Source organism: Streptomyces lienomycini (genome assembly GCF_027947595.1).
In the GTDB taxonomy this organism is placed as follows: domain Bacteria; phylum Actinomycetota; class Actinomycetes; order Streptomycetales; family Streptomycetaceae; genus Streptomyces; species Streptomyces lienomycini.
Genome location: NZ_CP116257.1, coordinates 5,962,597 through 5,985,228, shown reverse-complemented (window position 1 = coordinate 5,985,228; position 22,632 = coordinate 5,962,597). Strand labels below are relative to the sequence as shown.

Below are 22,632 nucleotides of genomic sequence, written 5' to 3'. Positions count from 1 at the left end.
ACCCCGCGTCGCTGCCCGGAATCGGGGCGGGACTGAGGCGGACCTGTGACGTGGGCGACACGTGCCCGCCGTCACCCGAAGGCGGGCCGCTCCGGATCCAGGTCCGCCAGGCCCTCCGCGGGAGAGGACGCCTCGGCGAAGTGCCGCCGGGGGATCCGCCCGGCCCGCCGTGCCAGCCGCCCCGCCTCCACAGCGAACCGCATGCCCTCGGCCATGAGCACCGGCTCCCGCGCCCGCGTCACCGCCGACGCCAGCATCACGCCCGCGCACCCCAACTCCATCGCCATCGCCACGTCCGACGCCGTACCGGCCCCCGCGTCCAGGATCACCGGCACGCGCGCGTGCTCCACGATCAGCTGGAAGTTGTGCGGGTTGCGGATTCCCAGCCCGGACCCGATCGGCGAGCCCAGCGGCATGATCGCCGCGCACCCGACGTCCTCCAGCTTCCGCGCGAGCACCGGGTCGTCGTTGGTGTACGGCAGCACCGTGAACCCGTCGTCGACCAGCGCCTCCGCGGCGTCCAGCAACTCGACCGGGTCCGGCAGCAGCGTGCGCTCGTCGGCGACGACCTCCAGCTTCACCAGGTCCGTGCCGAGCGCCTCGCGCGCCAGCCGCGCGGTCAGGACGGCCTCCCCGGCGGTGAAGCAGCCGGCCGTGTTCGGCAGCACCCGGACGCCCAGCCGGTCCAGCACCGACAGCACGGACCCGTGCACCGAGGCGTTCACCCGCCGCATCGCGACGGTCGTCAGCTCCGTCCCGGAGGCCACCAGCGCGCGCTCCAGCACGTCGAGGCTGGGCGCCCCGCCCGTACCCATGATGAGGCGGGAGCCGTACGACGTACCGCCGAGGACGAAGGGATCGTCGGCCATGGTCAGCCTCCTTGGACAGCGGTGAGGACCTCGACGCGGTCGCCGTCGGCCAGGGCGGTGGCGGACCACCGCGCGCGCGGGACGACGGTCTCGTTCAGGGCAGCGGCCACTCCGGACGGCGCCGCGGTGAGCGTGCCCACCAGCGCGTCCAGGGCGGTGCCGGGAGCCACCTCGCGGGGCTCGCCGTTGACGGAGATGCGCACAGGGCTCATACGGGCTGCTCCGAGAGTTCCGAGGATGCCGGGAGTTCCGGGAGTGCGGGCCCGGCGCCGAAGCGCCGGGGGGTGAAGGGGCGGGCCTCGTCCGGCAGCTCCCCGGTGGTCAGGGCGTGCGCCATGACGTCGCCGGTGACCGGGGTGAGCAGCACGCCGTTGCGGTAGTGGCCGGTGGCCAGCAGCAGTCCGTCCAGGGCGGTCGGGCCGAGCAGCGGGGCGTTGTCCGGGGAGCCCGGGCGCAGACCCGCGCGGGTCTCCGTCAGGGGCAGCTCCGTGATGCCGGGGACCAGCTCGTGGGCGTCGCGCAGCAGCTCGTAGACGCCGCCCGCGGTGACCGTCGTGTCCCAGCCCAGCTCCTCGCTGGTGGCGCCGACGACCAGCTCGCCGCTCTCCCGGGGCACCAGGTAGACGTGGCTGCCGCGCACCACGGCGCGCACGGTCCGGTTCAGCAGCGGCCCGTGCGTCCGCGGCATGGTCAGCCGCAGCACCTGCCCCTTCACGGGCCGCACCGGCGGCAGCACGGCCTCCGGCACGCCGCGCAGGCGTCCGCTCAGGCTGCCCCCGGCCAGCACCACCTGCCCGGCCGCCAGCGTTGTGCCGTCGGCGGTGACGACGCCCGTGGCCCGGTCCCCGCGCCCGACGGTGAGCCGCTCGGCCCACACCCGGTGGAAGACCACCCCCGCGCGTTCGCAGGCGGCCACCAGCGCGCGGGCGAGGCGACGGGGGTCGATCTGGTGGTCGCCGTCCACCCGGAGCCCTCCGCGCACGCCCGGCGCGAGCATCGGCTCCAGACGCCGGCACTCGCGCCCCGACAGCCACTCCGACTCCAGGCCTGAGCGCTGCTGGAGGGCGTGCAGCTCACGCAGGTGGGCGCGGTCGTCGGCGTCCAGCGCGACCGCGAGCGTGCCGCAACTGCGGTAACCGAGGTCCTGGCCGGTCAGCTCGGTCAGCTCGGCGGCGAACTCCGGGTAGCGGCGGGCCGAGGCGAGGTTCAGCGCGAGCAGCGTCTGCTCGCCGTGGTGCAGCTCCGTGACGGCGGCCAGCATCCCGGCCGCCACCTGGGCCGCCCCGCCGCCCGGCCCGGGGTCCACGACCGCCGTGACCAGCCCGCGCTGAGCGGCCCGCCAGGCCGTGACCAGCCCGACGATCCCCCCGCCGACGACGAGGACGTCGGGCGTACGGGACGGAGGCGACGTACCCGGGGTACGAGGCGTGTGCGGTGGAGACGACATGGGCGTCCAGCCCCTCCCTTCGCCGGCATGACCCGGATCAGGTTCGTACGGTCGGAGGCCGCCAGCCTCCCTCTCAGCCCGGTGCGTCCGGGCTCCCGCGAGTGCCTTGCGCGGCCAGCCTAGCCCGCGGGGACCGGTACCTGTAAGGGAGCCTCCGCGTGGGGCGGGGCCGGACAGCCCACCGTGGACGCGCGCCGACCGGCGGGACGCCGGGTGTCTATGGTGATCGGGTGAGCGAGCAGACGCGGGAACGGGGACAGGGGCCGGCGGCGCCGGACGCGGAGCGCCGGGTGGTCGTGGTGGGCGCCGGGATGGCGGGCGTGCAGACCGCGGTCGCCCTGCGGGAACAGGGCTTCACCGGCAACGTGACCCTGATCGGCGCCGAACCGCACCAACCGTACGACCGCCCCCCGCTGTCCAAGGCCGTCCTGCTCGGCACCGCGGACGGCTCCGCCTTCGACGTCGACTTCGATGAGCTCGGCATCACCCTGCGGCTGGGCTGCGAGGCGCTCGGCGTCGACCCCGGCGCGCACGTCCTGGACACCTCCGGGGGACCCGTGCCCTACGACGCCCTCGTCCTCGCGACCGGCGCCGAACCGGTCCGGCTCCCCGGCTCCGACGGCGTGCCCGGCGTGCACCTGCTGCGCACCCTGGACGACGCCGAACGGCTGCGCCCGGTGCTCGCCCGGCAGCACGACGTCGTGGTCGTCGGCGCGGGCTGGATCGGCGCCGAGTTCGCCACCGCCGCACGCGAGGCGGGCTGCGCGGTGACCGTGGTGGAGGCCGCCGACCGGCCCCTCGCCGACGTGCTGCCCGCCGAGGTCGCCGCCCCGATGACCGCCTGGTACGCCGACGCGGGCGCCGAACTGCGCACCCGCGCGCGCGTGCGGCGCGTCGAGCCCGGCGGTCCCGGCGAGCCCGGCCGGGTCGTCCTCGACGACGGCACCCGGCTGCCCGCCGGCGCGGTCGTCGTCGGCATCGGAGCCCGCCCGGCCACCGGCTGGCTCGCCGGCTCCGGGATCGCCCTCGGCGCGCACGGCGAGGTCCTGGCCGACGACCGCCTGCGCGCCTCCGTCCCGGACGTCCACGCGGTCGGCGACTGCGCGTCCTTCCCCTCCGCCCGCTACGGCGAGCGGCTCCTGGTGCACCACTGGGACAACGCCCTCCAGGGCCCGCGCACGGTCGCCGCGGACATCGTCGACGCCCCCGGCGGCGAGACCGCCGCACCCTACGATCCCGTGCCGTACTTCTGGTCCGAGCAGTTCGGCCGCTTCGTCCAGTACGCCGGTCACCACACGGCCGCCGACACCACCCTGTGGCGCGGCGACCCGTCGAGCCCGGCCTGGACGGTCTGCTGGCTGCGCGAGGGCCGCCTGGTCGCCCTGCTGGCCGTGGGCCGCCCGCGGGACCTGGCACAGGGCAAACGCCTGATCCAGGCGGGTACGGCGATGGACCCCGCACTGCTGGCCGATCCGGCGAGGCCGCTGAAGGCGGCCGCGGCGTAGTCCGGCTTCCGGCTGTCAGTGCCAGATGGCAGGCTTGTGGCGTGACCGAGATCGACGCAAAGACCGAGGCCCTCGTGCCTGACTGGCTCACCGTTCCCGACATCGCCGAGATGCTCGGCGTCGAGGTGACCCGTGTACGCCAGCTGATCAAGGAAGGCCAGCTCATCGCCGTACGCCGCGGCGAGAACCGCGCGCTGCACATCCCCGCGGCCTTCATCGACGAGGACAAGGTCGTCAAGGGCCTGGTCGGAACCCTGACGCTGCTGCGGGACGACGGCTTCTCGTCCGAGGAGATGCTGGAGTGGCTCTTCACCCCCGACCCGAGCCTGCCCGGCACCCCCGCCCAGGCCCTGAGTGAGAATCGCGGTACGGAGGTGAAGCGCCGCGCCCAGGCGCTCGCCGTCTGACCCACCACACCACCCGGCGTGCGAGCCGCGGCCCCGGCCTCCCGAGGACCGTCCGGCCCCCGGCCCGCACGCCGGACCCGCGCGGCCCGCCACCGGCCCGCGCCACCGACCCGGGGGGACACCCGCATGCCCGACACCGCTCCGACCACCGCCCGCGCCCGGCTCGCCGACGCCCGGCTCTACCTGTGCACGGACGCCCGCCGGAGCCAGGGCGACCTGCCCGAGTTCCTGGACGCCGTGCTGGCCGGCGGCGTCGACATCGTGCAGTTGCGCGACAAGGGCATGGAGGCGGCCGAGGAGCTGGAGCACCTGGAGGTCTTCGCCGACGCCTGCGCCCGCCACGGCAAGCTCCTCGCGGTCAACGACCGCGCGGACGTCGCGCACGCCGCCCGAGCCGACGTGCTGCACCTCGGGCAGGGCGACCTCCCGGTGCCCGCCGCCCGGGCGATCGTCGGCGAGGACGTGCTCATCGGCCGCTCCACGCACGCCGAGTCCGAGGCCGCCGCGGCCGCCGTCCAGGCCGGCGTGGACTACTTCTGCACCGGCCCGTGCTGGCCGACCCCCACCAAGCCCGGCCGCCACGCGCCGGGCCTCGGCCTGGTCCGCCGCACCGCCGCCCTGGGCACCGACCGCCCCTGGTTCGCGATCGGCGGCATCGACCTGGGCAACCTGGACCAGGTGCTCGAGGCGGGTGCCCGGCGCGTCGTGGTCGTCCGTGCCCTCACCGCCGCGGACGACCCGGGCGCGGCGGCGGCGGAGTTCGCCAAGCGCCTCGGGGAGGCGTGAGTCCGTTCTCCGGGACGGCGTGAGCCGTTCTCCGGAAGGGTGCGGGCGCGGAGGGGGCGGATGCCGGGGGCATGTGTCCAAAAGGTGGACAACAAATCGACAATGCGGACAAATATCCCGCATCCGGTTGGGGGACCGCCCACCCCTGGCTAACCTGCCCATATGGCCCTCGGAACCGCAAGCACGAGGACTGATCGCGCCCGCACGGTGCGTGACATCCTCGCCACCGGCAAGACGACGTACTCGTTCGAGTTCTCGGCGCCGAAGACGCCCAAGGGCGAGAAGAACCTGTGGAGCGCGCTCAGGCGGGTCGAGGCCGTGGCCCCGGACTTCGTCTCCGTCACCTACGGCGCCGGCGGTTCCACGCGCGCGGGCACGGTCCGGGAGACCGAGCAGATCGTCGCCGACACCACCCTGACCCCCGTCGCCCACCTCACCGCCGTCGACCACTCCGTCGCCGAGCTGCGCAACATCATCGGCCAGTACGCCGACGCCGGGATCCGCAACATGCTGGCCGTGCGCGGCGACCCGCCCGGCGACCCGAACGCCGACTGGATCGCGCACCCCGAGGGCCTGACCTACGCCGCCGAACTGGTCCGGCTCATCAAGGAGTCGGGCGACTTCTGCGTCGGCGTCGCGGCCTTCCCCGAGATGCACCCGCGCTCCGCCGACTGGGACACCGACGTGACGCGCTTCGTCGACAAGTGCCGGGCCGGCGCCGACTACGCGATCACCCAGATGTTCTTCCACCCCGAGTCCTATCTGCGCCTGCGCGACCGGGTCGCCGCGGCCGGCTGCCGGACCCCGGTCATTCCGGAGGTCATGCCGGTGACCAGTGTGAAGATGTTGGAGAGGTTGCCCAAGCTCAGCAATGCCTCGTTCCCGGCGGAGCTGAAAGAGCGCATCCTCGCAGCGAAGGACGATCCGGCGGCTGTACGCTCCATTGGCATCGAGTTCGCCACGGAGTTCTGCGCGCGGCTGCTGGCCGAGGGTGTGCCCGGACTGCACTTCATCACGCTGAACAACTCCACGGCGACGCTGGAAATCTACGAGAACCTGGGCCTGCACCACCCACCGCGGGCCTAGACCGGCCGCACGTATTTGCGACACACTGCGTAACGGCCACTGGGAGAGGGGCGTACATGGGCTGGACGGTCCTCTACATCGCGTTCGGCGTCGTCGCGCTGTGGCTGCTCGGCGAGGTGCTGCTGCAGTACAAGGCGCGGCTGCGCTGGCGGCTGCTCGCCTTCGGCGGCTTCGTCGGAGTCGTGGCCGGTGTGCTGATGTCGAACGTGCTCGTGATCGGTGTCGGCGCCGCCGCCTTCGCGGTCGGCCAGACCTACGTCACCCTGTCGTTCCGCCGCGGCTTCGAGGCCGGCTGGGCGGTCAACGCGCCCGCGAGCCTGGTCGGCAAACGCCGACGTCCCGAACGGGGCCGCCGGGAACCGACGTTGGAGGTCTCCGGGTTCGAGTCCGCCGAGGGCGGCCAGGAGCACGGCGACGGCTACGACGGCGGCGAGCGCCTGCCCGGCCACGCCCCCGGCCAGGACGGCCCGGCGTACGGCCACGACGACTACGACCGGGACGACGTCTTCACCCCGGCCCGCCCTGCCGGCGACCCCGCGGCCGCGGAGACCACCGCCATCTACGAACCGCAGCCCATGCCGGACGACACCGGCTCGTACGGCGTGTACGCCGACTCCGGTCACGCCGCCGGCCGGCAGCAGACACCGCCGAGCACGCCGGGCGCCGACCAGGCCTACGCCTACGACTACTCGGGGTACGGACAGCAGGAGTACGGCTACGACACCGGCGGGCAGCAGCAGTACGCCGCCTACTCCGACCCGTACATCGGCACCCACACCTACGGCGGCGGCGCGTACGACACCGGCGGCTACGACACGAGCGGCGGCCAGCAGTACGGCCAGCAGGGCTACGGGCAGCAGGACCAGTACACCGCCGGCGCTTCCGGCGGCTACGGCGGTGAGACCCCGGCCGGCGGCGTGTGGGTGCCGCAGCAGCGCAGCACCGACGACCCCTACGGCGGCGAACTCCCGCCGGACCAGTCGTACCCCTACCAGGGCAACGGCCAGAACCAGGGCCAGAGTCAGGGGCAGGGCTACGACGAGCAGTACCGCTACTGACGAGCCGTCCGGAGCCCTGGGGCGGCCCGGTGTCCGCCCCGGGGCCGCTCACCGGGAGCCGCGGAACTCCGGTCCCTCCACCACGAGTCCGGCGACCAGCGCGCCCGACATGCCCGCGTGCGGGAGCCCACCGCCGGGGTGCGACCAGCCGCCGACCGTGAACAGACCGGCCGTGCGGGTGCCGTTGGCCGGGTGCAGCAGCCGCCCGGAGGCCCCGGCCAGAGCCGGGGCCGGAACAACGCCGTCCGCCGCACCCGTGTCCGCGGCGACATCGGCCGGAGTGCGCACCTCGTGCCACAGCAGACGGTCGCGCAGGCCCGGCACCGCACGCCCGGCGACGTCGATCAGCCGCTCGGCGCGCTGGGCGAACGCCTCGGTCGTGTCCCGGTCCGGCCCGCCGCCCAGCGCGGGCACCGCCGCCGAGAGCGTGACCGCCTCGTGCTCCGCGTCCGGGACCAGCGCCGGGTCGTCGGGCCGAAGGACGGTGACCGTCGGCTCCGCGGCCGTCCCGGAGGCGGCGCCGAACAGGCTGTCCGACTCGGCCCGCGCGTCCCGCGCGTGAACCACCGTCCGGTGCACCGTGCCCTGCGGACGGCCGCCCCGCAACGCCAGCAGCACCGTCAGCCGGCTCGCCCCACCGCGCTGCGGCCCCACCTCGCCCCCGTCCCGCACCGGCGCACCACCGCGGAGGCGGTCCAGCACGCCCGGCGCGACGCCGGAGACCACGAACTCGGCCTCCGTCACGGCCCCTTCGGCCGACTCCACGCCCACCACCCGGCCGTCCTTCTCGACGATCCCCGCGATCTCGGACCCGAAGCGGAACTCGACCCGGCGGGCCAGGCACCGCTCGTACACCGCCCGCGCCAGCTCCCGCAGGCCGCCGCCGCGCACGTACCACACACCGAACGCGTACTCCATGTACGGCAGCACGGCGGCGTTCGCCGGGGCGGTGCGGGGATCCAGGCCGTACGCGAGCGCGTGGCCGTCCAGCAGGGCGGCGAGGCGGGCATCGCGCAGCTCCCAGGCGCCGACCTCGGCGAGCGTGCCGGCCCGGCGGGTGCGCAGCAGCCGCTTGTGCGGGACCGACGGATAGGGCTCGCGCTCGGCGAGCACCTCCCAGTTCGGCCACAGTGGCTCCTCCAGGAGCGGGCGGCGCGTCCGGTCCCAGGTCTCCCGGGCCCGCACCAGGAAGTCGCCCCAGCGCTGCCCGGCGGACGGGCCGAGCGCCGCGTCCAGGGCGGCGACGACACCCGCGCGTGAGGCGTTCGGCAGCGACACCTCCGTGCCGTCCGCGAACACGTGCCGGGACGACGGGTCGACCTGGACCAGCTCGACGAGGGACTCCAGCGGCTCCTTGCCGGTCTTCACGAACAGATCGCGCCAGACCGCGGGCAGCGGCAGCAGACCGGGGCCGGTGTCGAAGGAGAATCCGTCCCGCTCGAAGCGGCCGAGGGCTCCGCCGTACGTCCCCGTCCGCTCGTGCACCACCACCCGGTGGCCCGCGACGGCCAGCCGGGCGGCGGCCGCCATCGCGCCCATCCCGGCGCCGATCACCGCAATCCGTGCCATGCCAGGGACTTTATCCGCCGCCACCGACAGCCCGGCCCGAGGGCCGGGCACGGAGGCCGTGCGCGGAGGCGGGGCACCGGCGGCCGGGTTTCGCCGGACCCTAGGTACCACGACGCACGCGCGCGTGACCGGTCGGCGACGCACCGCCGTGAGCCGGGACACACAGGGCTGAGTACCCGTACTCAGGTCGGTAGATGAGTACGCGCGCGGATGGGCCGCGACCTGCGGGAACGAGAGAGTGGAGACACGGAGAGGGGCACGGCTCCGGTACCGGCGGCACGGGGCGCCGGAACGGAGCCGGGCCCGCGATCCGCTCCTTCCGCCGGCCGAGGTCGGCGGGAGCGAGTACGGGGGAGCCCGGAGGGACGACCGGCGACGGACGCCCCGACGCGGGGACGTACGGGGGAGCAGGAGAAGACGCCGGTCCGACGGCGGCCCGCGGGGGACGCGGCCACCGCGGACCGGCGTTCTTCGTCCCGGGGTCAGGGGCGGCCGCTCACGCGGCCCTGGAGCAGCCGCGACAGCGCGGCGTGCACCTCGTCGAGGGAGCGCTCCGGCTGGAACGACTTCCAGTCCAGCGCGGCCACCAGGACCATGCCGACCAGCGCGGCGGCCGTCAGCGGCACGTCGATCTCCTCGCTGAACTCACCGCCCGCCACGCCCTCGCGCAGCACGTCCTCCACCACCGCCAGGGCTTCCTGCCGGACCACCAGCAGCGTGGACTGCCACGCCCGGTTGGTGCGCCACAGCTCGGCCACGTACAGCTGGGTGAAGGCCGGATAGCGGTCGATGAAGACGAGCCCCGCGCGGATCATCGCGTCCAGGGCGTCGACCCGGCCGCGGCCGTCCCGGGCCGTCCGCTCGGCGGCCTCGCGCAACGAGGCGGTCAGCAGGCCCACACCGTGCCGCAGCAACTCCTCGAAGAGGACGGACTTGCTGGCGAAGTTGTAGTAGACCGTGCCCTTCGCGACCCCGGCCCGCTCGGCGATCTCGTCCACCGTGGTGGCGGAGAAGCCCTGCTCGGCGATGAGGGTGACCGCCGCCTCGTAGAGCTTCTGCCGAGTGGCCTCGCGACGGCTGCCGCCCTGCGGGGCGGTGCTGCTGCTTTCCATGGTCCCGATTCTCACAGCACTCCGCGCCCCGCCCCCACCGCAGGGGCCGCGCGAGCGACCGCCCCGAACTCCCGCTCGAATGAAAAGTCCAGGTCAGAACGGATTGTCAGTGCCATACCTCACGATGGGCACATACGGCACCTCCTGCCAGGACGTGCCGTCACGGAGACGACAGGAGGATCGTCATGGCCCACTCGTCCGCAGCCGCCGCCCGGCGGCACCGCGCGTCCGGCCCTGCACCCTCACTGACCGGACCGGCGAGCGACGTGCATCCCGTGCTCCGCCGGACGACCGCCCCACCCGCCGCCCTCGACCTGCTCGCCCAGGCCCGGGCCGGACTGGAGGAGGCCACCGTCCTGGAAACGCCCAACGAGCGCTACGCGACGGCCCACCTCGCCGCCCTGCGCACCGCCGCCGCCGTGCTGGCCGCGCGGGGCCGCCCGGAGACCACCCCGCGGGCCCGGGCCCGCATCCGCAGCGCCTGGGAGGTACTCCCCGAGATCGCGCCCGAGCTGTCCGACTGGAGCGCGCTGTTCGCCTCCGGCGCGCGGCGGCGGGCGCGGGCCGAGGCGGGCATCCAGGGCGCGGCGGGCCGCCGCGAGGCGGACGACCTGATACGCGACGTGGCGATGTTCCTGCGCCTCGTGGAGCGGATGCTGGTCCTCCAGCCGGTCCTGCCCCCGCCCCGCCCCGACGCGGACCCACCCGGTCCGGAGTACCCCGGCACCGCTCCCGGCACCGGTACGGCGCCGGGAGCGGGCCGGCGCCTGCCGGACGCGGGATGAGCGGCTGCCCGGCGGGCGCGGCGGAGGCAACAGGGCGGAGGCCATAGGGTGGGAGACGCCTGAAGCCTCCCCCTTCCCGCACCGGCCGGGGGCGGCAGCCCGTTCGCTCCGCCCGTGTCCGAGGCGGTGCCGCGCCGAGGAGTCAACTGCCGTGTCGGATCCGATGCGCCCGCCCGCCTCCCCATCCCGACCGCAGACGGCGGCTCCGCGCTCCGAGCCCTCCCGTTCCCGGGCCGCCCTGCGCACCGCCGTGGTCTGGGACGTCCTCCAGGACGCCCTCGACCGCCGGGCCAGGGCCACGGGCCGCCAGGCGCTGGACGTCCTCGACACCGGTGGCGGCAGCGGCAACTTCGCGGTGCCCGTGGCCGGCCTCGGCCACCGCGTCACCGTGGTGGACCCGAGCCCCAACGCCCTGTTCGCCCTGGAGCGCCGCGCCGCCGAGGCCGAGGTCGCCGACCGCGTGCGGGGCGTCCAGGGCGACGCCCGCGGCCTCTTCGACGTGGTCGAGCGCGGCGGCTACGACGTGGTGCTGTGCCACGGCGTACTGGAGTACGTGGACGACCCCGCGGAGGGCGTCCGCAACGTGGTGGCCGCCCTGCGCCCCGAAGGCGTCCTGAGCCTGCTCGCGGCGGGCCTCGGAGGCGCCGTGCTCGCACGCGCCCTCGCCGGCCACTTCACCGAGGCCCGGCAGGCCCTGGCCGACCCGGAGGGCCGCTGGGGCGCCGCAGACCCCGTGCCGCGCCGGTTCACCGCCGAGCAGCTCACCGGGCTGGTCGAGGCCGCCGGGCTGCGGATCGGCGCCGTGCACGGAGTCCGGGTCTTCGCCGACCTCGTTCCCGGCGTGCTGGTGGACACCGAGCCGGGCGCCATGGACGCCCTGCTCAGGCTGGAGGCCGCGGCGGCCGAACTCGCCGCGTTCCACTCGGTCGCCACCCAGCTCCACGTGCTCGGTGAGACCGGAGAGGCCGACGCGACCTGAGTCGCGAGGTGATGTACGGCGCTGATCAGGGGCGCGACTGCAGATGGAGTACGCCACAGGCCCCCCGAACGGGGGCCAGTCGCCGTATGATCGAGGGAGACCGCCCGGCATGACGGGTCGGCCGCTGGGGAATGGGAACTTCAGCGAGCCGGCACGGCCATGACGGAGTCCGGTTGGCCAATTGGCGCAGAGGGGCGGGTTTCACGGGGGCGATTCCCTGCCTATCCTGAAGGGACCCCCCCCGGGTCGCCCCGGCGACTGCACGATGAGGAGGACTCCGTGCCGCTCTCGGAGCACGAGCAGCGCATGCTCGAGCAGATGGAGCGAGCGCTGTACGCCGAAGATCCCAAGTTCGCGACAGCGCTCGAGGGAAGCGGGCTGCGTACGTACACCCGGCGACGGGTCTACCAGGCGGTCGCGGGCTTCCTTGTAGGTATTGCGCTCCTCATGGCCGGTATGGTCGCCCAGCAGGTGTGGCTCAGTGTGGTGGGCTTCCTCGTGATGCTGGGCTGCGCGGTTCTCGCCGTGACCGGCTGGCGCAAGGCCCCCAAACCGGGCGAGCAGCAGCAGGCGGCCGGTGCCGGTCCGCAGGCAGCGCGCCGCCAAGGACGACAGAGACGCTCCATGATGGATCGCATCGACGAGCGGTGGCAGCGCCGCAGGGATGAGCAGCAGGGCGGCCAGTAGCGCCCGAAGCAACCGCTCACCAGGACATGCGCGTGAGGGGGTGACCACCCGGACGGTGGTCACCCCCTCACGCGTACGCATGCGCCCCGCTGCCCGCCCCGACCCCGGCCGCCCCGGCCGCTCACTCGCATGGCCGTGCCCGCCGGCCGCGGTTCCGGCGCGCGGCAAGTGCCCGCACGGGGCGCCTCCGCACGGGGCACTCCGTACGTGAGATGCCCGGCCGCAAGAGCCCTGGCGCGAGACGCCCGTCGCGAGTCGGGAGAGCCGCGGTCGATCCGCTCCCGTCCGGGACGGCTCCTGCCCGGGACGGCTCCCACCCGCGACCGTGCCGCCCGGATGGCTCCCCCGGGGGCGGGCCACCGTACTCACTCGCGTGGCCGTGCCCCCGGTCGCCGTTTCAGCCCTGCTGCCCCGATGCCCTCCGCCAGGCCGGCCGGGCCGCCGCGGCCCGCCGCCTCAGGGCGGTCCAGCGGTCCGACACCGCCCAGGTCACCCGTACGGCCGAACGCGGGGCGAACCGTGCGCGCAGCAGGGTGCCCCGCCCGGCCGTGCCCCGCAGGCCCGCGCTCGCCCGCCGGACGTCCTCCGTCAGCCCCGCCGTCAGGCGCGGGCGGGGCGCGTAGAGGACCTGCTCCACGGCGTCGGCCACCCGGTGCACCGCAGCCGTGGCCGCCGGGTCGAGCTGCCCGAGCCGGACGATGCGGAGGGCCGCCCCGCGAGGCGTCTGCGACTGTTCCGGCAGGATGCCGAGGTCCCACGCCGTGTCGTTCAGTTCCTGCCAGACCGCCAGGGTGTGCGGGCCGGCGTCCGCCTCCGTGCGGCCGTGCGCGCCCAGCCGCACCGCCCGGGTGCGCAGCCGCCACAGCATCGGTGCCAGCAGGATCAGCAGGACGACCAGACCGGCCAGGGCCCAGGCCGCCGCCGCGTACCACTTCGGTCCGTCGCCGCCCGTGACGGGCAGCGCCGCCGCGGTCTCCGAGTCGCAGGCGTCCAGCTTCTTGTCCTGCGCCGAGCAGGTCTCGCTCGTCGACGGCGCCGCCGACGGCTCGGTCTCCGCGTCCTGCGACGGCAGAGCCGGATCCGGTACCGAACTGCCCGGCGCGTCCGGGATGGTGTAGGCCGGGGCCGAGCCGCGCGTCGGCGTCGGTTCGAAGCGGGTCCAGCCGACGCCCTCGAAGTACACCTCGGGCCACGCGTGCGCGTCCCTCAGCCCCACCGACACCGAACCGTCCGCCTGCGGGGAGCCCGGCGCGAAACCGACCGCGACCCTGGCCGGAATGTCCAGGGAACGGGCCATCACCGCCATGGCGAAGGAGAAGTGGACGCAGAAGCCCTCCTTGTCCTTCAGGAACCGGGCGATCGCGTCCGAGCCGCTGCCGACCTTGACCTGGGTGTCGTACTCGAAGCCCCCGTTCACCGCGAAGTACTCCTGGAGCTCGACCGCCTGCTCGTACGGGTTCGCCGCACCGGCGGTGACCTCGCGGGCGGTCCGGCGGACCACCTCGGGCAGCGAGTCCGGCAGCTCGGTGTACTCGCGCCTGAGCGCCGCCGACGGCCGTGGTGCCGCGGCGAGCTGCTCCGCCGTCGGCTGCACGTTCAGGCTCCGCACCTCGTACTTCAGCCCACGCGTGTTCTGGCCGTGGTCGCCCACCAGGGTCATGCCGACGGGTTCGTAGCGCCAGTTGCCCGCCACCCGCACACCGCTGGGCGGGTACGGCATCGGCAGCCAGTCCTGCGCGTACCAGTCCGCGGCCGAGACGAGCGTCCGGGTCTCCGTGCGCCGGATGTCGGGGCCCAGCCCGGCCGGGGTCGGGAACGTGCCCTCCGGCACGGCGGTGATGTGCCGCTTGGACGGCTTCCAGGTGGTGCCGTCGAAGTCGTCCAGGGACACGATGCGCAGGTAGAGGTCGGAGAGGTCCTCGGAGTCGGTCTGGACGGACAGGACCTGCCGGTCCTCGTTGACGTTGAGGCTGTCCCGCAGGGACACCAGCGGATTCACCGCGGAGATCGTGCCGCCGCCCCCTGTGCCGGAGCCGCCGCCCGTCCTGGCGTTGTCAAGGAGCCCGCCGTCCATCGCGGGCAGCGCGAGCGGCACCACCAGGGCGATGCCCAGCGCGAAGGCGCCGATACGCCGTCCCGTACGGACCGGGGCGACCGCACCGCCCTGCTCCCCGCCCAGGGCGCGGGGCGCACCGCCGAAGACCCGGCCCCACTGCGAGAGCCGGTCGCGTCCCTCGGCCAGCAGCAGCGTCAGATAGCCGGCCGCCGCGACCAGGAACCACAGCCACTCGGCGCCGCCCTCGGACAGCCCCGCGGCCACCGAGTACAGCGCGAGCAGCGGCAGGCCGGCCGGGGCGGCACTGCGGAAGGTCACCGCGAGGGTGTCCACCAGCAGACCCACCACCAGGACCCCGCCGACCAGCATCAACCGGATGCCGTCGGACTCGAGCGGCGCCGGGATCGCGTACCGGGCGATGTCGTCGCCGCCCTGTCGCAACAGGTCGGCGAAGTGCTGGAAGGCCTGCGGGCCGGGGACCAGCCCGGCGAGCGCCTGCCGACGGGCGAAGACCAGGGTCAGCAGCATCAGGGTGACCAGGGCCTGGACGGCGATGGTCAGCGGCCGGGCCAGCGGTACCCGCCGCGCCACCGCGCCCACCCCGGACTGCACCGCGAGCAGGACTGCCGCCTGCAGGATCCAGGTGGCCGGATCGACCAGCGGCAGCAACGCGCACGCCGCCGCCAACGTCGCCGCCCACGCACACAGGGCCAACCGCGCCCGCCCGCTCATCGCACCCCTCCCCGCCCGGCGGCCGCGGTGGCGCCGGCGCCACCCTCGGGGCCGCCCGGTCGCCCGTACGGGCCGGCGAACCCCGTCGTGCCCGCCCGCGTCCCCAACCGTGCCGGTCCGCTCACGTCCGCGTCCCGGCCCCGTCCGCCCGCCCCTGCGCACCGCTGAGGCCGCGCCCGCCCGTTCATCGCGCCCCCGGTGTGCCGGTCGCCGTCGTGACAGTGGTGCGCTCGCGGTCCGCCAGCCGCCACAGCTCCTCCACGGTCGCGCCCCGGGGGACGGCCACCGCGGTCCAGCCCGACTCGCGCAGCATCCGCAGACGCTCCCCGCCCGTGTCCAACGGGCCCGGCACGTCGGTCGGTTCCCGCGCCCAGGTCTCACTGTCCAGGACGAAGGCGACGGCGGCTCCGCTGCGCTGCCGCATCTTGGCGGCCACCGTCGCCTGCTCCTCGTCCAGGTCGCCGAAGAACGCCACCAGCAGCCCCTCGGTGCCGCCCCGCAGCATGTCGTAGGCCGAGGACAGGCCCAGTCCGTCCGAGTGGTCGATCACGGCGAGGGCGTCCATCATCAGCCCGGCCGAGTCGGCCGTCCCCTGGCTCGCGCCCGCGAAACCGTCGGCACCCTCGCCCGGCACCGAGTCCCCGGTGTCGGTGAGCAGCCGGACGGAGAAACCCCGCTCCAGCATGTGCACCAGCACCGACGCCGCGCCCGACACCGCCCATTCGAAGGCCGAGTCGGGGCCCGCGCCCTCGTAGGCCACGACCCGGGTGTCCAGGAACACCGTGCAGCGGGCGCGCTGCGGCTGCTCCTCGCGCCGCACCATCAGCTCGCCGTACCGCGCGGTGGAGCGCCAGTGCACGCGGCGCAGGTCGTCGCCGTGACGGTACCCGCGCGGGATCACGTCGTCGTCGCCGGCCAGGGCGAGCGAGCGCTGCCTGCCCTCGCCGTACCCCTTCGCCTCGCCGCTCAGCCGTACCGGCGGCAGTGCTTCCACGCGCGGGATCACGGTCAGGGTGTCGTGCGCCGAGAAGGACCGGGTCAGCTCGCACAGGCCGAACGGGTCGGTCAGGCGCAACTGGAGCGGCCCCAGCGGATAGCGGCCGCGCAGGTCCGAACGGACCCGGTAGGACACCTCCCGCCGCCCGCCCGGCTCCACCCGGTCGAGCACGAAACGGGGCCGCGGGCCGAGCACGTAGGGCACCCGGTCCTGGAGCATCAGCAGACCGGTGGGCAGCCGGGAGACGTTGTCGACGCGCAGATGGACCCTGGCCTCGCTGCCGGCCGGCACCCGGCCGGGGGCGAGCCGGCGACTGCCCGCGACGCGGTAGCGCGTCCGGTGGAGCACGGCCGCGCACACCAGGGGCAGCACACCGAGGAGCAGCCCGACACGCAGCAGATCGCCCTGTCCGAGGACATAGGCGCAGACCGCGGCCGCGATGCCGGCGGCCAGGAAGGAACGCCCCCGGGTGGTCAGGCCGGCCAGGGCGGTCCGGATGCCGCCGTGCTCGCCCCGGTCGTCCTCGGACCGGTCCGTCCCCCCGGCGTCCATCACAGCCTCCGCGGCGGTTGCTGACCGTACGCCGAGGTGCCGCGGCCCATGCCGAGGCCCGTCTGCTGCTGGGGCGCCGCGGGCACCGGGGTGCGCTGCAGGATCTCCTGGACGACCTGCTCCGCGGTACGGCGGCCCAGCTGGGCCTGCGCGGTCGGCAGCAGGCGGTGCGCCAGGACGGCGACCGCGAGGGCCTGCACGTCGTCCGGCAGCGCGTAGTCCCGGCCGCTCAGGGCCGCGGACGCCTTCGCCGCGCGCAGCAGGTGCAGCGTGGCACGCGGTGAGGCGCCGAGTCTGAGGTCCGGGTGGGTGCGCGTGGCGGAGACCAGGTCCACGGCGTACCGCCGGATCGGGTCCGCCACGTGGACGCCGCGGACCGCCTCGATCAGCTTCAGGATGTCGTGCGTGTGCGCCACCGGCTGCAGGTCGTCCAGCGGATTGACGCCGCCGTGCACGTCGAGCATCTGCAACTCGGCCTCGGCGCTGGGGTAGCCGATGGAGACCCGGGCCATGAAGCGGTCGCGCTGGGCCTCCGGCAGCGGATAGGTGCCCTCCATCTCGACCGGGTTCTGCGTCGCCACCACCATGAAGGGGCTGGGCAGCTCGTAGGTCTGGCCGTCGATGGTGACCTGGCGCTCCTCCATCGACTCGAGCAGCGCCGACTGCGTCTTGGGCGAAGCGCGGTTGATCTCGTCGCCGATGACGACCTGGGCGAAGATCGCGCCCGGCTTGAACTCGAAGTCACGGCGCTGCTGGTCCCAGATCGACACCCCGGTGATGTCCGAGGGCAGCAGGTCGGGCGTGAACTGGATGCGGCGCACGGAACAGTCGATGGACCGCGCCAGCGCCTTGGCCAGCATGGTCTTGCCGACCCCCGGAACGTCCTCGATCAGCAGATGCCCCTCGGCGAGCAGCACGGTCAACGAGAGCCGCACGACCTCGGGCTTGCCCTCGATCACCTCTTCGACCGATGCGCGGACCCGCTCGACCACAGCGGTCAGATCATCCCCCACGCTTCCGTACGCCCGCGCGGCGGCGCCTCCACGGCTCGCCTGATCGTCATAGGTCGTCACCGGCCCTCCTCGGCCTTTCCCCGCACTTCCTGGGAAGCGGGGGTACCCCAACTTGCCGGGCCGGCCCCGCACCGCGGACCGGTCCACCCCGAATCACGGACACCGCCCGGAAAAAGTTCCGTGCGACACCACTTCCCGCATTCTTGCCGCCGTTACCGATTCGTGTCACTCGCCTGTGGACAACTGGCCGCGACATGTCGGCCCTTGCGGCCTTTGCGGCGCTTGTCCGGCGGGAGCCTCGGGGTGGGCCACCGGGTTCGACCCGATCAGGCGGGGTCGACCTCGCGCAGCAGACCCGTCTTCACGTCGAAGACGAAACCGCGCACGTCCTCCGTGTGCAGCAGGAACGGAGAGGTGCGCACCCGCTCGATCGACTGCCGCACGTCCTGGTCGGCGTCCCGGAAGGCCTCCACCGCCCACGCGGGGCGCTGGCCGACCTCCAGCTCCAGATCGTGCCGGAAGTCCTCGGTGATGGACTCCATGCCGCAGTTGGTGTGGTGGATGAGGGCCACGCTGCGGGTGCCGAGTGCCCGCTGGCTGATCGTCAGGGAGCGGATCACGTCGTCGGTGACGACACCGCCCGCGTTGCGGATCGTGTGACAGTCACCGAGTTCCAGACCGAGCGCCGCGTGCAGGTCGATGCGTGCGTCCATGCAGGCCACGACGGCGACGCGCTGTACGGGGCGGGCGTCCATCCCGGGGTCGGCGAAGGCCGCGGCGTAGCGTCCGTTCGCCTCGACGAGTCGGTCGGTGACGGTGTGGCCGCCCTCGACGGTGGATTCCGGGCCTGTGGGTACCGATGCGGAAGTCGTCATAGCCATGACGTTACTGGCCGTCCCCGCCCGTGGCCCGCTGTGAAGCGGGACAAAGAACGTCATCGAGGCTTGTTGTGAGCCAACCCACAGGGCGGTGCGTATGCAGCCGTACGGGTGAAATGCCGTGCCATGCCGGTTTGCGGGCGCCGCGTCCGCGACGCGCAGGCCGGTTGATTGACCGGGCGACACGGTGGACTAAAGTGACGCGAAGCGGGAGGCGTGGTCCTCCCTGCTGGACTGAATTCCCCGGAGACCTGGGCGACGTCCCGCCAGATCTCCCCACGTGCGCGGCGCGTACGTACGGCTCGGCCTCCTCCCGCTCCCGGCCGGCCGACGCTTTTGGCGCCGGCAGGCCTCCCCTTCGGATGCGAGCGGGAGGGGACCCGGCAGTGCGTGACGCCGTGCCGGACCTGAGAGGCCGCCCCACTTGAGCCAGAGTCGACACGTCCCGGTGATGCTCCAGCGGTGCCTGGACCTGCTGGCGCCCGCCCTCCAGGAGCCGGGAGCCGTGGTCGTCGACTGCACGCTGGGACTCGGCGGGCACAGCGAGGCGCTCCTCGAACGCTTCCCCGAGGCCCGGCTCGTCGCCCTCGACCGCGACAAGGAGGCGCTGCGCCTGTCCGGCGAGCGGCTCGCCCCCCACGGCGAGCGCGCCACCCTCGTCCACGCCGTCTACGACGAGCTGCCCGAGGTGCTCGACCGGCTCGGCGTCCCCCGCGTCCAGGGCGTGCTCTTCGACCTCGGCGTCTCCTCCATGCAGCTCGACGAGGCCGACCGCGGCTTCGCCTACGCCCAGGACGCCCCGCTCGACATGCGGATGGACCAGAGCACCGGCATGAGCGCCGCCGAGGTGCTCAACACCTACCCGCCCGGCGAACTCGTCCGCATCCTGCGGGCGTACGGCGAGGAGAAGCAGGCCAAGCGGATCGTGTCCGCCGTCGTGCGCGAGCGCGAGAAGGAGCCGTTCACCAACAGCGCGCGCCTCGTGGAGCTGATCCGGGCGGCGCTGCCGCAGGCGGCCAAGCGCACCGGCGGCAACCCGGCCAAGCGCACCTTCCAGGCCCTGCGCATCGAGGTCAACGGCGAGCTGTCCGTGCTGGAGCGGGCGATCCCGGCCGCCGTCGAAGCGCTCGCCGTCGGCGGGCGGATCGCCGTACTGTCCTACCAGTCACTGGAGGACCGGCTGGTCAAGCAGGTCCTCGCGGCCGGCGCAGCCAACACCGCGCCGCCCGGCCTGCCCGTGGTCCCCGAACGCTACGCACCCCGGCTCAAGCTGCTCACCCGCGGTGCCGAACTTCCCACCGAGGAGGAGATCGCCGAGAACCGGCGGGCGGCACCGGCGCGGCTGCGCGGCGCCGAGCGCATCAGGGAGTCCGTCGGGTGAGGAGGGTCCCTCGGGTGAACCGAGTGAGGGCAGGCCAGACACGGGTGCGGACGGCCCACCCGGGCCGGGGGGAGGGCGCGTGAGCAGGAAACCCGAACTGAAGGGCAGGGCGGCCCGCCTCGCCCGGCTCCTTCCCACGGGCGGCCCCCGCGGCCAGGCCGCCCGGGCGCCCTTCGTCCTCCTCGTCGTCGTCCTGCTCGGCGGCGGCCTCATCGGGCTCCTGGTGCTGAACTCCGCCCTGAGCGAGGGCTCCTTCCAGCTGGACGACCTGAAGCAGCAGACCAAGGAGCTGACCGACGAGGAGCAGGCCCTCCAGCGGGACATCGACGCCTACTCCGCCCCCCGGGCCCTCCAGCGCCGCGCCCGCGAGCTGGGCATGGTGCCCGGCGGCGACCCCGCCTTCCTCGACCCCGACGGCACCGTCAAGGGCTCGCCCAGCCCCGCGCCCGCCGCGGCCACCCCGCTGGTCCTCGCGCCCGAGGCGCTGACCGCGACGTCCGGCGACGCGTCCGCGGCCGCCCCGTCCCCGTACACCGAGCCCGCCGGCCCCGCCCCCACGTCCACCCCCGCGGCCACACCCAGCACAGCCGCCACCCCCACCCCAGCGGCGACGCCCACCCCGACCCCGACTCCCGGCAGGTGACGGAAGTGTCCGACAGGGAACCGCCGCGCCGCCGGGTGCCAGGACCCGCGAGGCCCGTCCGCCCCGGCGGGCGGCGACAGCCCGGACCCGGTGCCCGGCCCGCCCGCAGGCCGGGACCGCCGCGCCCGCGGCCCGCGCCATCCGGCTGGGCAGCCCGCGCCCGCGCCTGCGCATGATCGGCCTCGCGCTGACCCTGGTGCTGGCCGCCTTCGTCGTACGGCTCCTCCAGGTGCAGGCCGTCGACGCCGGCACCTACTCCGCGAAGGCCGAGCAGAACCGCTACGTCGTGCACACCCTGCCCGCCGAACGCGGCGGCATCACCGACCGCAACGGCGTCGCCCTCGCGAGCACCGTGGACTCCTACGACATCACCGCCGACCCCACGATGTTCACCCGCGAGCAGCTGAAGGTCGGCGACGGACCCGAGCAGGCGGCGGCGCTCCTCGCGCCGATCCTCGGCGAGGACCAGCAGGACCTCGTCGACCGGCTCCGGCCGAAGAACGGGGAACTGCGCTACGTCCGCCTCGCGCGACGGCAGACCCCCCAGGTCTGGAACCAGATCAAGGACCTGAAGAGCGCGCTCGTCACGAAGGCGGAGACGGACAAGTCCGTCGTCAACGTCCTCGCGGGCGTCTTCGCCGACCCCAGCAGCAAGCGGGTGTACCCGGGCGGCGACCTCGCCGCCGGCATCCTCGGCTGGGTCGGCGCCGACGGCAAGGGCGGCGGCGGCCTGGAGCGGAAGCTGGACAAGACCCTGGCCGGCGAGGACGGCAGGATCCGCTACGCGCAGTCGGGCGGGCGCCAGGTGCCCACCGCCGGTTCGACCGAGACGCCCGCCGTGCCCGGCAGCGACGTCGAGCTGACCATCGACCGCGACATCCAGTGGGCCGCGCAGCACGCCATCAGCGAGCAGGTGGAGAAGTCCAAGGCGGACGGCGGCTACGTCATCGTCCAGGACACGGAGACCGGCGAGATCCTCGCCATGGCCAACGCCCCGAGCTTCGACCCGGGCGACCTCGCCCACGCCGACCCCGCCGCGCTCGGCAACGCCGCCCTCCAGGACGCCTTCGAACCGGGCTCCACCGCCAAGGTGCTGTCGATGGCGGCCGTGCTGGAGGAGAACGCCGCCACGCCGGGCACCCGCATCACCGTCCCCAACCGGCTCAAGCGCGGCGACCGGCTCTTCAAGGACGACATCGACCACCCGACCTGGTACCTCACGCTCAACGGCGTGCTCGCCAAGTCCAGCAACATCGGCACCATCATGGCCACCGGCGAGCTGGGCAAGACCCAGGCCGAGGCCAACAAGGTGCTCTACTCCTACCTGCGCAAGTTCGGCCTCGGCGGCTACAGCGGCCTCGGCTTCCCCGGCGAGACCAAGGGCATCCTCGCGCCGCCCGACCAGTGGTCGACCTCGCAGCAGTACACGATCCCTTTCGGCCAGGGCGTCTCCGTGAACGCGCTCCAGGCGGCCTCCATCTACTCGACCGTCGCCAACGGCGGCGTCCGCGTCGAACCCACGCTGGTGCGCGGCACCAAGGGCGCCGACGGACGCTTCACACCGGCCCCCGAGCCCAAGAAGACCCGGGTGACCAGCGAGAAGACCGCGAAGACACTCGCCCGGATGCTGGAATCCGTCGTCGACGACGAGGAGGGCACCGGCACCAAGGCCCGCATCCCCGGCTACCGGGTGGCGGGCAAGACGGGCACGGCCAACCGGGTGGATCCGGCCACCGGCAAGTACCACGGCTACACCTCGTCGTTCGCCGGTTTCGCCCCCGCCGACAAGCCCCGCGTCACCGTCTACTGCGCCATCCAGAACGCCACCGAGGGCAGCTACTTCGGCGGCCAGATCTGCGGCCCCATCTACAAGCAGGTCATGGAGTTCGCCCTGAAGACCCTTCAGGTCCCGCCGACCGGGGCCGCCCCCGCGAACCTCCCGGTCACCTTCAAGCCCTGAGCCGCCCCGCCCGCACCCACCGAGCCCGTACCGAGCCAGCGCCGTTTCAGTACCGAGCCACCAGGAACCACCCGTGACAACGATCACCCCCGACCCCGGGAACCAGAGCGCCCCCCAGGCCTCGCCCCAG

At 74.2% G+C, this 22,632-nt stretch carries 19 protein-coding genes, 1 pseudogene and 1 riboswitch; of the genes and pseudogenes, 11 read left to right on the top strand and 9 right to left on the bottom strand.

The window, feature by feature from the left end; all coding sequences use genetic code 11:
* Positions 1–71 precede the first annotated feature (71 nt).
* The 3 genes from BJ961_RS27295 to thiO form a co-directional block, all read right to left on the bottom strand.
* Positions 72–869, bottom strand: a complete 798-nt coding sequence (locus BJ961_RS27295) for a thiazole synthase (RefSeq protein ID WP_271415441.1) — start codon at positions 867–869, stop codon at positions 72–74.
* A gap of 2 nt (positions 870–871) precedes the next feature.
* A complete protein-coding gene (thiS, locus tag BJ961_RS27290; RefSeq protein WP_271417182.1) occupies positions 872–1,072 on the bottom strand; it encodes a sulfur carrier protein ThiS in 201 nt (66 codons plus the stop codon).
* A gap of 5 nt (positions 1,073–1,077) precedes the next feature.
* A complete protein-coding gene (thiO, locus tag BJ961_RS27285) occupies positions 1,078–2,316 on the bottom strand; it encodes a glycine oxidase ThiO (protein WP_271415440.1) in 1,239 nt (412 codons plus the stop codon).
* A riboswitch (TPP riboswitch) is annotated at positions 2,314–2,425 on the bottom strand. Its footprint overlaps the gene before it by 3 nt.
* Before the next feature lie 121 nt (positions 2,426–2,546).
* Here thiO and BJ961_RS27280 point away from each other — a divergent pair.
* The 5 genes from BJ961_RS27280 to BJ961_RS27260 all read left to right on the top strand — a co-directional run bounded on the left by BJ961_RS27280 (position 2,547) and on the right by BJ961_RS27260 (position 7,158).
* The gene (locus BJ961_RS27280) at positions 2,547–3,821 is read left to right on the top strand and encodes an NAD(P)/FAD-dependent oxidoreductase (RefSeq protein ID WP_271415439.1); all 1,275 of its coding nucleotides are present in this window, start codon (positions 2,547–2,549) and stop codon (positions 3,819–3,821) included.
* Positions 3,822–3,862: 41 nt separating this feature from the next.
* Complete coding sequence (locus BJ961_RS27275; RefSeq protein WP_271415438.1) at positions 3,863–4,228, top strand: Rv2175c family DNA-binding protein; 366 nt, start codon at positions 3,863–3,865, stop codon at positions 4,226–4,228.
* A gap of 126 nt (positions 4,229–4,354) precedes the next feature.
* Positions 4,355–5,014, top strand: coding sequence for a thiamine phosphate synthase (gene thiE, locus BJ961_RS27270; protein WP_271415437.1), 660 nt, complete (start codon positions 4,355–4,357; stop codon positions 5,012–5,014).
* A gap of 162 nt (positions 5,015–5,176) precedes the next feature.
* Positions 5,177–6,100 carry a methylenetetrahydrofolate reductase [NAD(P)H] gene (gene metF, locus BJ961_RS27265; protein ID WP_271415436.1) on the top strand — a complete coding sequence of 308 codons (924 nt, stop codon included), beginning with the start codon at positions 5,177–5,179 and terminating at the stop codon, positions 6,098–6,100.
* A gap of 56 nt (positions 6,101–6,156) precedes the next feature.
* On the top strand, positions 6,157–7,158 hold the full coding sequence (locus tag BJ961_RS27260) for an SCO2102 family sporulation regulator (RefSeq protein WP_271415435.1): 1,002 nt from the start codon (positions 6,157–6,159) through the stop codon (positions 7,156–7,158).
* 48 nt (positions 7,159–7,206) lie between these two features.
* Here BJ961_RS27260 and BJ961_RS27255 read toward each other — a convergent pair whose 3' ends face one another.
* Together BJ961_RS27255 and BJ961_RS27250 are read right to left on the bottom strand one after the other, a co-directional pair.
* Entirely contained in the window at positions 7,207–8,727 is a 1,521-nt protein-coding gene (locus BJ961_RS27255) for a phytoene desaturase family protein (RefSeq protein WP_271415434.1), read from the bottom strand.
* A 482-nt stretch (positions 8,728–9,209) separates the two neighbouring features.
* On the bottom strand, positions 9,210–9,839 hold the full coding sequence (locus BJ961_RS27250) for a TetR/AcrR family transcriptional regulator (protein WP_271415433.1): 630 nt from the start codon (positions 9,837–9,839) through the stop codon (positions 9,210–9,212).
* 185 nt (positions 9,840–10,024) lie between these two features.
* On the opposite strand from BJ961_RS27250, the gene BJ961_RS27245 reads away from it, so the two are divergent.
* The 3 genes from BJ961_RS27245 to BJ961_RS27235 all read left to right on the top strand — a co-directional run bounded on the left by BJ961_RS27245 (position 10,025) and on the right by BJ961_RS27235 (position 12,290).
* A complete protein-coding gene (locus BJ961_RS27245; RefSeq protein WP_271415432.1) occupies positions 10,025–10,624 on the top strand; it encodes an SAV_6107 family HEPN domain-containing protein in 600 nt (199 codons plus the stop codon).
* A gap of 151 nt (positions 10,625–10,775) precedes the next feature.
* Positions 10,776–11,603, top strand: coding sequence for a methyltransferase (locus BJ961_RS27240; protein WP_271415431.1), 828 nt, complete (start codon positions 10,776–10,778; stop codon positions 11,601–11,603).
* A 279-nt stretch (positions 11,604–11,882) separates the two neighbouring features.
* Complete coding sequence (locus tag BJ961_RS27235; RefSeq protein ID WP_271415430.1) at positions 11,883–12,290, top strand: spore wall synthesis complex protein; 408 nt, start codon at positions 11,883–11,885, stop codon at positions 12,288–12,290.
* Positions 12,291–12,687: 397 nt separating this feature from the next.
* Here the strand turns inward: BJ961_RS27235 and BJ961_RS27230 are convergent, their stop codons facing one another.
* The 4 genes from BJ961_RS27230 to BJ961_RS27215 form a co-directional block, all read right to left on the bottom strand.
* On the bottom strand, positions 12,688–15,078 hold the full coding sequence (locus tag BJ961_RS27230; protein WP_271415429.1) for a transglutaminase family protein: 2,391 nt from the start codon (positions 15,076–15,078) through the stop codon (positions 12,688–12,690).
* Positions 15,079–15,262: 184 nt separating this feature from the next.
* Positions 15,263–16,627: a DUF58 domain-containing protein gene (locus BJ961_RS27225; protein WP_271415428.1), complete on the bottom strand. Its 1,365-nt coding sequence runs from the start codon at positions 16,625–16,627 to the stop codon at positions 15,263–15,265.
* Positions 16,627–17,700, bottom strand: a complete 1,074-nt coding sequence (locus BJ961_RS27220; RefSeq protein WP_381159784.1) for an AAA family ATPase — start codon at positions 17,698–17,700, stop codon at positions 16,627–16,629. The genes BJ961_RS27225 and BJ961_RS27220 overlap by 1 nt, the downstream gene beginning before the upstream one ends.
* 266 nt (positions 17,701–17,966) lie before the next feature.
* A complete protein-coding gene (locus tag BJ961_RS27215) occupies positions 17,967–18,515 on the bottom strand; it encodes a beta-class carbonic anhydrase (protein WP_271415427.1) in 549 nt (182 codons plus the stop codon).
* Between the two features lie 427 nt (positions 18,516–18,942).
* Here BJ961_RS27215 and rsmH point away from each other — a divergent pair, with 427 nt between their 5' ends.
* From rsmH to ftsI, 3 genes and pseudogenes are all read left to right on the top strand, one after another.
* Positions 18,943–19,899 carry a 16S rRNA (cytosine(1402)-N(4))-methyltransferase RsmH gene (gene rsmH, locus BJ961_RS27210; RefSeq protein ID WP_271415426.1) on the top strand — a complete coding sequence of 319 codons (957 nt, stop codon included), beginning with the start codon at positions 18,943–18,945 and terminating at the stop codon, positions 19,897–19,899.
* 79 nt (positions 19,900–19,978) lie between these two features.
* Positions 19,979–20,542, top strand: coding sequence for a septum formation initiator family protein (locus BJ961_RS27205; RefSeq protein ID WP_271415425.1), 564 nt, complete (start codon positions 19,979–19,981; stop codon positions 20,540–20,542).
* A pseudogene (gene ftsI / locus BJ961_RS27200) lies at positions 20,539–22,502 on the top strand (cell division protein FtsI). Before BJ961_RS27205 ends, ftsI begins: the two are co-directional and overlap by 4 nt.
* Positions 22,503–22,632 lie beyond the last annotated feature (130 nt).

Excerpts from the sequence above, each read along its gene's own strand:
- BJ961_RS27295 (WP_271415441.1), bottom strand. The coding sequence starts at position 869 with ATGGCCGACGATCCCTTCGTCCTCGGCGGTACGTCGTACGGCTCCCGC.
- thiO (WP_271415440.1), bottom strand. The coding sequence starts at position 2,316 with ATGTCGTCTCCACCGCACACGCCTCGTACCCCGGGTACGTCGCCTCCG.
- thiE (WP_271415437.1), top strand. The coding sequence starts at position 4,355 with ATGCCCGACACCGCTCCGACCACCGCCCGCGCCCGGCTCGCCGACGCC.
- metF (WP_271415436.1), top strand. The coding sequence starts at position 5,177 with ATGGCCCTCGGAACCGCAAGCACGAGGACTGATCGCGCCCGCACGGTG.
- BJ961_RS27260 (WP_271415435.1), top strand. The coding sequence starts at position 6,157 with ATGGGCTGGACGGTCCTCTACATCGCGTTCGGCGTCGTCGCGCTGTGG.
- BJ961_RS27255 (WP_271415434.1), bottom strand. The coding sequence starts at position 8,727 with ATGGCACGGATTGCGGTGATCGGCGCCGGGATGGGCGCGATGGCGGCC.
- BJ961_RS27250 (WP_271415433.1), bottom strand. The coding sequence starts at position 9,839 with ATGGAAAGCAGCAGCACCGCCCCGCAGGGCGGCAGCCGTCGCGAGGCC.
- BJ961_RS27245 (WP_271415432.1), top strand. The coding sequence starts at position 10,025 with ATGGCCCACTCGTCCGCAGCCGCCGCCCGGCGGCACCGCGCGTCCGGC.
- BJ961_RS27230 (WP_271415429.1), bottom strand. The coding sequence starts at position 15,078 with ATGAGCGGGCGGGCGCGGTTGGCCCTGTGTGCGTGGGCGGCGACGTTG.
- BJ961_RS27225 (WP_271415428.1), bottom strand. The coding sequence starts at position 16,627 with ATGGACGCCGGGGGGACGGACCGGTCCGAGGACGACCGGGGCGAGCAC.
- BJ961_RS27215 (WP_271415427.1), bottom strand. The coding sequence starts at position 18,515 with ATGACGACTTCCGCATCGGTACCCACAGGCCCGGAATCCACCGTCGAG.